6 protein-coding genes are annotated in these 7,670 nt (G+C 75.4%); 2 read left to right on the plus strand and 4 right to left on the minus strand.

Annotation, left to right across the window (positions count from 1 at the left end):
* Positions 1-41: 41 nt before the first annotated feature.
* From ACZ6KO_RS22095 to ACZ6KO_RS22105, 3 genes are all read right to left on the minus strand, one after another.
* Positions 42-3,062, minus strand: a complete 3,021-nt coding sequence (locus tag ACZ6KO_RS22095; protein ID WP_469305694.1) for an AAA family ATPase — start codon at positions 3,060-3,062, stop codon at positions 42-44.
* Positions 3,059-4,225: an exonuclease SbcCD subunit D gene (locus ACZ6KO_RS22100; RefSeq protein WP_469305695.1), complete on the minus strand. Its 1,167-nt coding sequence runs from the start codon at positions 4,223-4,225 to the stop codon at positions 3,059-3,061. The genes ACZ6KO_RS22095 and ACZ6KO_RS22100 overlap by 4 nt, the downstream gene beginning before the upstream one ends.
* A gap of 610 nt (positions 4,226-4,835) precedes the next feature.
* Positions 4,836-5,462: a YigZ family protein gene (locus ACZ6KO_RS22105; RefSeq protein ID WP_469305696.1), complete on the minus strand. Its 627-nt coding sequence runs from the start codon at positions 5,460-5,462 to the stop codon at positions 4,836-4,838.
* Positions 5,463-5,573: 111 nt separating this feature from the next.
* Between ACZ6KO_RS22105 and ACZ6KO_RS22110 the strand changes: the two genes are divergently transcribed.
* Positions 5,574-5,978: a CoA-binding protein gene (locus ACZ6KO_RS22110; RefSeq protein WP_401455499.1), complete on the plus strand. Its 405-nt coding sequence runs from the start codon at positions 5,574-5,576 to the stop codon at positions 5,976-5,978.
* On the opposite strand, the gene ACZ6KO_RS22115 is transcribed toward ACZ6KO_RS22110, so the two are convergent.
* Entirely contained in the window at positions 5,956-6,594 is a 639-nt protein-coding gene (locus tag ACZ6KO_RS22115; protein ID WP_469305697.1) for a helix-turn-helix domain-containing protein, read from the minus strand. The two genes, ACZ6KO_RS22110 and ACZ6KO_RS22115, sit on opposite strands and share 23 nt — an antisense overlap.
* Positions 6,595-6,688: 94 nt before the next feature.
* On the opposite strand from ACZ6KO_RS22115, the gene ACZ6KO_RS22120 reads away from it, so the two are divergent.
* Positions 6,689-7,555: an EamA family transporter gene (locus ACZ6KO_RS22120; RefSeq protein ID WP_469305698.1), complete on the plus strand. Its 867-nt coding sequence runs from the start codon at positions 6,689-6,691 to the stop codon at positions 7,553-7,555.
* The last annotated feature ends 115 nt before the right edge of the window (positions 7,556-7,670 follow it).

A 7,670-nucleotide genomic window follows, 5' to 3' on the forward strand; every position in this document is an offset into this window, starting at 1 on the left:
CGCGGCGCAGCCCGTGACGCGTCGCAGCCCGTGCGCTCCGCTCAGTCCGTGAGGCTTCCCGTGCGGTGGCGGACCACCGAGCCGCCGCGCCGCTTGACGACCTCCAGCTGGGCCTGGACACGGGTGCGCAGGTCCGCGACGTGGCTGACGATGCCGACGCTGCGGTCCCGTTCGCGCAGCGAGTCCAGGACGTCGAGCACCTCGTCCAGGGCCGCCTCGTCCAGGCTGCCGAAGCCCTCGTCGATGAAGAGGGTGTCCAGGCGCGTCCCGCCGGCCTCGTCGGTGACCACGTCGGCCAGTCCCAGCGCGAGGGCGAGCGAGGCGAAGAAGGTCTCGCCGCCGGACAGGGTCGCGGTGTCGCGCTCACTGCCCGTCCAGGCGTCCACCACATGCAGCCCGAGCCCGGAACGCCCGCGTCCGGTGGCCTTCGCGTCGGAGTGGACGAGGGTGTAGCGGCCGCCGGACATGCGCAGCAGCCGCAGCGTCGCGGCCGCGGCGACCTGCTCCAGCCGTGCGGCCAGGACGTACGCCTCCAGCCGCATCTTGCGTTCGTTGTCGGCGGAGGTGCCGGCGGTCAGCGAGGCCATCCTGGCCACCCGGTCGTACGCCTCGCGCAGCGGCCCGAGCGCCCGCAGCTCGCCGTCGGCCTGCCGCGAGAGCCGGTCCACCTCGGCGCACCGCAGCCGGGCCGCGTCGAGGGCCGAGGAAGCGGCGCGCAGCCCGGCGGCGGCCCGTTCGGCGTGCGCCTCGGCGGCTTCGGGGTCGGCCGGGGGCCGGGCCGCGGCGGCGGCCGTGTCGGCCTCGGCGAGCCGGTCGGCCAGCGCCGCCTCCTCGGCCTGCCAGCCGTCCGCCCGGCGTTGCAGTGCCGCGTGCTCGTACTCCGGCAGGACGGCCCGCGCGGCGTCGTCGGTGGTGTCGAAGCCCGCCGTGAAGGCGGCGTCGGCGAGACGGTCGTCCGCCTCCTTGAGCCGCTCGGCGGCCGCCGCGGCCCGGCGCAGCGCCTCGGCGGCGCCCGTCACCAGGGCGACGCGCCGCTCCAGCAGCCGGGCCCGGTCGGCGACGCTCGGCGCACCGCCGCGCACCAGCGCCAGTTCCGCCTCCAGGCCGCGCTGTTCGTCGTCCAGTGCCTCGCGGCGCGAGGCGCGGGCGGCGGCACGTGCCTCGGCGTCCCGGCGCGCCTCACTGCGGGCGGTGTACTCGCGCTCGGCGCCCGCCAGCGCCTCCCGGGCGGCGTGCAGGGCGGCGGCCGCGGTGTGCGCGGCGGTGTGCCGCCGCGTCAGATCGGCGGTCAGCGCCAGCAGTTCGGCGGTCGCGGTGTCCCCGGCTGCCGTCGCGGCCTCCGCACGGGCCTCGGTGACGGCGGCCAGCCGGCGCTCGGCGGCCGCCCGCCGCTCCTCGGCCGCCTCCAGGTGGGCGTGGGCCGCGTCCTCGGCGGCCCGGTCCACGTGTCCGGGCGCCGGGCGGGCCGGAGCGGGGTGCTCCGGCGAACCGCACACCGCGCACGGCTGCCCGGCGGCCAGCGCCGCGGCGAGCTCGGCCGCGATGCCCCGCAGCCGGGCCTCCTTGAGCTCCAGCCAGCGTTCCTTGGCGGCCGCCGACTCCTCCCGTACGGACAGCAGCGCGCCCTCGACGGCCGCCGCCTCGGCGGTCAGGGCGTCCCGGCGCTGGGCGGCGGCCAGCTGGAGGCGCGCGGGTTCCAGGCGGCCGGCGAGCTGCTCGGCCAGGGTCGCGGCCTGCTGGGCCGCTTCCACCCGGTCGCGCAGGGCGGTCCGGGCGGGCTCCCAGCGGGCCAGCCAGTCGGTGGTCTCGCGCAGCAGCTCGTCGGCGGCGCGGGCCTCCCGGTCCAGGGCGGCCCGCTCGCGGCCGATCTCGGCGCTGCGCGCCTCGCTGCGGTGCGCAGCGCCGAGGGCGCCGAGATCCTCGCGCAGCCGCTGCTCGACGCCCGCGAGCTGTTCGGTCCCGGCATCGGCGAGCCGCGGCGGCAGTTCGGCGCGGGCGGCGGCCTCGGCAAGCGTGGCCGACCCGTGGGCGCGGGCGGCGGCCTCGCGCAGTTCCAGGGCGGGCGCGACCAGCGCGGCGCGCCGGGCCCGGTCCAGCAGCAGGCGTACCCGCTCGCGCTCGGGTGCGGCCTCGGCCAGCAGGGCGGCGCGGCGCCGGCCCTCGGCGTGCCGGCGCTGCAGCCGGTCGAGTTCGCGGGCGTCCTCGGCCCCGCGGCGGGCGGCGGCGTGCCGGCTCTCGGCGGCGGCCAGGGCGTACTCGGCGACGACCCGCCGCTCCCGGGTGGCGCAGCGGGCGACGGCGGCCCAGGCCCGTACCGCCTCGGCGAGACCGGGATCGCCGGGCTGGTGCGCGGGCATCCGCCAGGCGCGCAGGTCGGGGCTGTCGCCGGCGGCCTGGGCGAGCCGCTGGGCGGTGCCGAGCACCTTCTCGTCGCCGGCCCGCACCTTGGCCTCGGCGGCGCGGCGGCGCTCGGCGAGCAGGGTCTCGACGGCGGCGAACCGGCGGGTGTCGAAGAGCCGGCCCAGCAACCGGCCGCGCGCCTCGGCGTCGGCGCGCAGGAACCGGGCGAACTCGCCCTGCGGCAGCAGCACCACCTGGCAGAACTGCTCGCGGCTCATGCCGAGGAGCTGCTCGATCTCCTCGCCGATCTCCTGGTGCGAGCGGGACAGGGACCGCCAGCCGTCGTCCCCGTCCCCGGTGCGCTCGCGCAGCCAGCTCTGCGCCTTGTCCTTGGTGGTGCCCTTGCCGCGCTTCTTGGGCCGGTCCTGTTCCGGGCGCCGGGTCAGCTCCAGGCGCCGCCCGCCGAGCGTGAGTTCGAGGGTGACCTCGGTGGGGGTGTCCGGGTTCGCGTGGTCGCTGCGCAGGGAGGCGCCGGGGGCCTGGCGGGCGCCGGGCACGGAGCCGTACAGGGCGTAGCAGACGGCGTCGAGGACGGAGGTCTTGCCGGCGCCGGTGGGGCCGTGCAGCAGGAAGATCCCGGCGCCGGACAGGGCGTCGAAGTCGATCTCCTGGGGCGCGGCGAACGGCCCGAAGGCGGTGACCTTGAGCCGGTGCAGCCTCATCGGGCGCGCTCCTGGCGGGTGTCGTCGGCACGGACGTCGTCGAACGCGGCCCGCAGCACGGCGCGTTCGGCGTCGCTGGCGGCGCCGCCGCCGCGCACGTGGGCGACGAAGTCCTCGGCGATCTCCTGGTCGCTGCGGCCCTTGAGACGCTGGGCGTAGGAGCCGGCGGTCTCCTCCTCGCGGCCCTCGGGCTCGAAGACGAGGCTGAGGGCGTGCGGGAAGCGGGCGGTGAGGCGGGCCATCGGGTCCTCGGGCCGGACGGGGTCGGTGAGGGTGGCCTCGACCCAGGACTGTTCGTGCCCGGCGAGGGCGGGGTCCGTCAGCAGGGTGCCGAGGGGGCCGCGGATCCGGGCGATCGGGCGCGGTACGGGGGTGTCGACGCGTTCGGCGGTGACGGCGCCGGCCGCGTCGAGCTCGACCAGCCACATGGACTTGCGGTGGCCGGCCTCGGAGAAGGAGTACGCGAGCGGGGAACCGGAGTAGCGGACCCGTTCGTTGATCGTCTGGCAGCCGTGGAGGTGCCCGAGGGCCACGTAGTCGACGCCCTCGAAGACGGCGGCGGGGACGGCCGCGACCCCGCCGACGGTGATGTCGCGTTCGCTGTCGCTGGTCTGCCCGCCGGTGACGAAGGCGTGCGCGAGCACGACGGAGCGGGTGCCGGGCGCCCGCGCGGCGAGGTCGGCGCGCACCCGGTCCATGGCGGCCCCGAGCACGGCCTCGTGGCTGACGCGACCGGCGGCGAACTCGTCCTTGACCAGCGCCGGCTCCAGGTAGGGCAGCCCGTAGAGGGCGACGTCGCCGTGTACGTCGGCCAGCACCACCGGGTCGGCGCAGCCGGCCGGGTCGGTGCGCAGGTGGATCCCGGCCCGGCCGATCAGCGCGGCGCCGAAGCCGAGCCGGCGGGCGGAGTCGTGGTTGCCGGAGATCATCACGGTGGGCACGCCGAGATCGGCGAGGCGGTGCAGCGCCCGGTCGTAGAGCTCGACGGCGGGCAGCGGGGGCACGGCCCGGTCGTAGATGTCGCCGGCGACGAGGACGGCGTCGACCTCGTGCTCGCGCACGGCCTCGACGAGGTGGTCGACGAAGGCGGCCTGGGCGCCGAGCAGGCCGACCCGGTGGAAGGACCGGCCCAGGTGCCAGTCGGAGGTGTGCAGGAACCTCAAAACATCACTCCGACCACTCCGACCTGCACGTTTACCGCTCCTCCACCTCCAGAGACCAGCACCAGCACCGGCACCGGCAGCTCCAGAACCTGCACCGGCTCCGTGGTCGGCACCCACCACGCCCACGCCGGCCGGCACCTGATCCGCCTCGGACCCACAAGTCTGCCACCGGCGCCCGGGCCAGGTGACCCGAACCGTTCCGGGCCGGTGGAGACTCCAGGCGAAATAAACCGTTATGCCCGAAGTGCAAACACACGCGGACAGCAGTACGTCGGGCGAAGCCGGGTCGTCCGCCAGGAAGAGTTCCCTGGCCTCCGCGACCGGCAGACCGTGGGCGGCCAGATGCGTGGCGATCCCGTACTCCTGGAGGAGCAGGGCCCTGGTGTCCACATGGGGGTCGTTCGCGTTCGAGTCGAACCGCCGGTGCGCGAGACGTACCGCGACAGGCTGCCCGTCGCGCCCCTGCGCCCGGTGGACGGAGAATTCCAGCCCCTTGCCGACCGGTTCCAGGCCGGTCAGGCCCCACCGTTCCGCCAGGCCGTCCAACTCCGTGAACCGCTCACTCATCCTGTGCGCCTTGCGTGGTCGCGCTCTTCCGGGGCGTCCGGGCTCACGGGGCGTAGGTCTCCCCGCCCAGGGCGAGGGTGGCGGTGCCGGCGGTGGAGTCGGCGAGCCAGGCCTCGAAGGCGGGCAGGTCGGACTCGGGCAGGGCGATCTCGATCTCGACGGCGGCGCCGTAGCGCAGGTCGACGACGGTCCGGCCGGTGGCGCGCAGGTCGTTCTGGACCTTGCCGGCCCGCTGGTGGTCGACGGTGACGGTGGCCAGCCGGTAGCGGTGGCGGGTGACGGTGCCGAGGGCGTCCAGGGCCTCGCCGACCACCCCTCCGTAGGCACGGATCAGGCCGCCCGCACCGAGTTTCACCCCGCCGTAGTAGCGGGTGACGACGGCGACGGTGTAGCGGACGTCGCGGCGCATGAGCATCTGCAGCATGGGGACGCCGGCGGTGCCGCCGGGTTCGCCGTCGTCGCTGGCCTTCTGGACGGAGGCGTCGGCGCCGATGACGTAGGCGAAGCAGTTGTGCGTGGCGGTGGGGTGCTCCTTGCGGACGCGGGCGACGAAGTCCTGGGCCTCCTGCTCGGTGGCCGCGGGTGCGAGCGCGCACAGGAAGCGGGAGCGGTTGATCTCGGACTCGTGCACGCCCTCGCGGGCCACCGTCGCGTAACTGTCTGCCTTCACCCTCTCCACCCTAAGGGGAGGCCGGCCGGGGAATCGGACCCGTGTCCGCACCGTTGATCCGGTGTGCGGGCCGGCAGCGGGCCGGCCCCGCGAAGAGCAGGAGGCGCGCGCGTGTACGGCGACCGGGAGACCATCCGCAGGATCCTCACCCAGCACGGCGACACCTGGGCCGTGGTGGGCCTGTCCAACAACCGGGACCGGGCGGCGTACGGGGTGGCGCGGGTCCTGCAGCAGTTCGGCAAGCGGGTGGTCCCGGTGCACCCGAAGGCCGAGACGGTCCACGGCGAACAGGGCTACCCGTCGCTGGAGGCCATCCCGTTCAAGGTCGACGTGGTCGACGTCTTCGTCAACAGCGAGCTGGCGGGCGCGGTCGCCGACCAGGCCGCGGCGGCCGGGGCCGACGCGGTCTGGTTCCAGCTCGGGGTGATCGACCCGGCGGCGTACGAGCGGACCCGCGCGGCCGGCCTGGACATGGTGATGGACCGCTGCCCGGCTATCGAGATCCCGGCTCTGTGACCCCGGGCGCCGGCGCGACGGCCCCCGCTGCCGGCGGGACCGCCGAGGCCACCGGCGGGATGGAGACGGCCATGGTCATCTCCATGGGGCCGGGACCCTCGTTGCGGTAGGTGTGCGGGGCGTTCGCCTCGAAGGAGACGGCGCCGCCCGCCGGGACCGCGTACGTCCGGTCCGCGACGACCAGGATGAGCTCCCCGGCCGTGACGTGCAGCATCTCGAACGTCCCGGCCGGGTGCGGGTCCGAGGCCGTGCCCTCGCCCGGCTCCAGGCGGTAGGTCCACATCTCCAGGGGACCGCGCCGGTCGTCGCCGAGGAGCATTTGGGCGGCGCTGCCGCCCTCGGTGCTCCACATGCGCACCCCCTGCCCCGGCAGCACCACCTTCACCTGCGGGGTGCGGTCGTGGTCGAGCAGGGTGGTGATGCTGACGCCGAGCGCGTCGGCCAGTTTGACCGTGGTGCCGACGCTGGGGTTCGTACGGGCCTGCTCGATCTGGATGATCATCCCGCGGCTGACCCCCGCGCGGGCCGCCAGTGCGTCCAGCGTGAATCCGCGCTCACCGCGCCACTGCTTGAGGTTGCGGGCGAGCGCCTGGGTGAGCTCTTCGAGGTCCGACACATTCCGTCCAGTATTTTGGATGACAGAGTTCAATGGACTGCACTAACGTGCGCTGTACTCAATCGTTCATCACACTGTACTGCGAGGCCTCGCCATGACCACACTGTTCGCCCTGGCCACCGCCCTGATGTGGGGCCTCGCCGACTTCGGGGGCGGACTCCTCACACGCCGGATCCCGGCGCTGACCGTGGTCGTCGCCTCCCAGACGCTGGCCGTCGTCGTGCTCGGCGCGATCGTCGTGGGCACCGGCGGCTGGCGGGAGGCGGGCCCGCAGCTGTGGTTCGCGGTGGGCGCCGGTGTGGTCGGGCCGGTCGCGATGCTGAGCTTCTACAAGGCGCTGGCGCTCGGGCCGATGGGCGTGGTCTCGCCGCTCGGCTCGGTGGGGGTGGTCGTACCGGTCGCGGTCGGGCTGGCACTGGGCGAGCGGCCGGGTGCCGGCCAGTTCGCCGGCATCGCCGTGGCCGTCGCCGGCATCGTCCTGGCGGGCGGGCCGGAGCTGCGCGGGGCGCCGGTGCAGCGGCAGGCCGTGGTGCTGACCCTGGTCGCCGCCTTCGGCTTCGGCGCGGTCATGGCCCTGATCGCAGAGGCGTCCACCACGCTGACCGGGCTCTTCCTCGCCCTGTTCGTGCAGCGCGTGACCAACGTGGCCGTGGGCGGCGCCGCGCTGTGGGTCCAGGTCCGGCGTGGCAGCCCGGCCCTGCCCGAGGGCGCCGGCCTCGGTCTGCTGTGGGGCATGCTGCCCGCCCTCGCCTTCGTGGGCCTGGCCGATGTCGCGGCCAACGGCACCTACTCGCTCGCCGCCCAGAACGGCCCGGTCACCATCGCCGCCGTGCTCTCCTCGCTCTACCCGGTGATCACCGCACTGGCGGCCTTCGTGATGCTCAAGGAACGGCTGCGCGTCGTACAGGCGGCGGGCGCGGGCCTGGCCCTGGCGGGCACGGTCCTGCTGGCCGCCGGCTAGACCGTCTCTTCCGGATCTTTCCTGACCCGCGCCGCCCGGCACCGCACCTCGCCGCGTTGTCGAGGCACCCGAGGACGTCCAGTAATCGGGAGCCTCTCCGCCTTGCGATGCACGG

Source organism: Streptomyces sp. NPDC042102, from assembly GCF_055582305.1.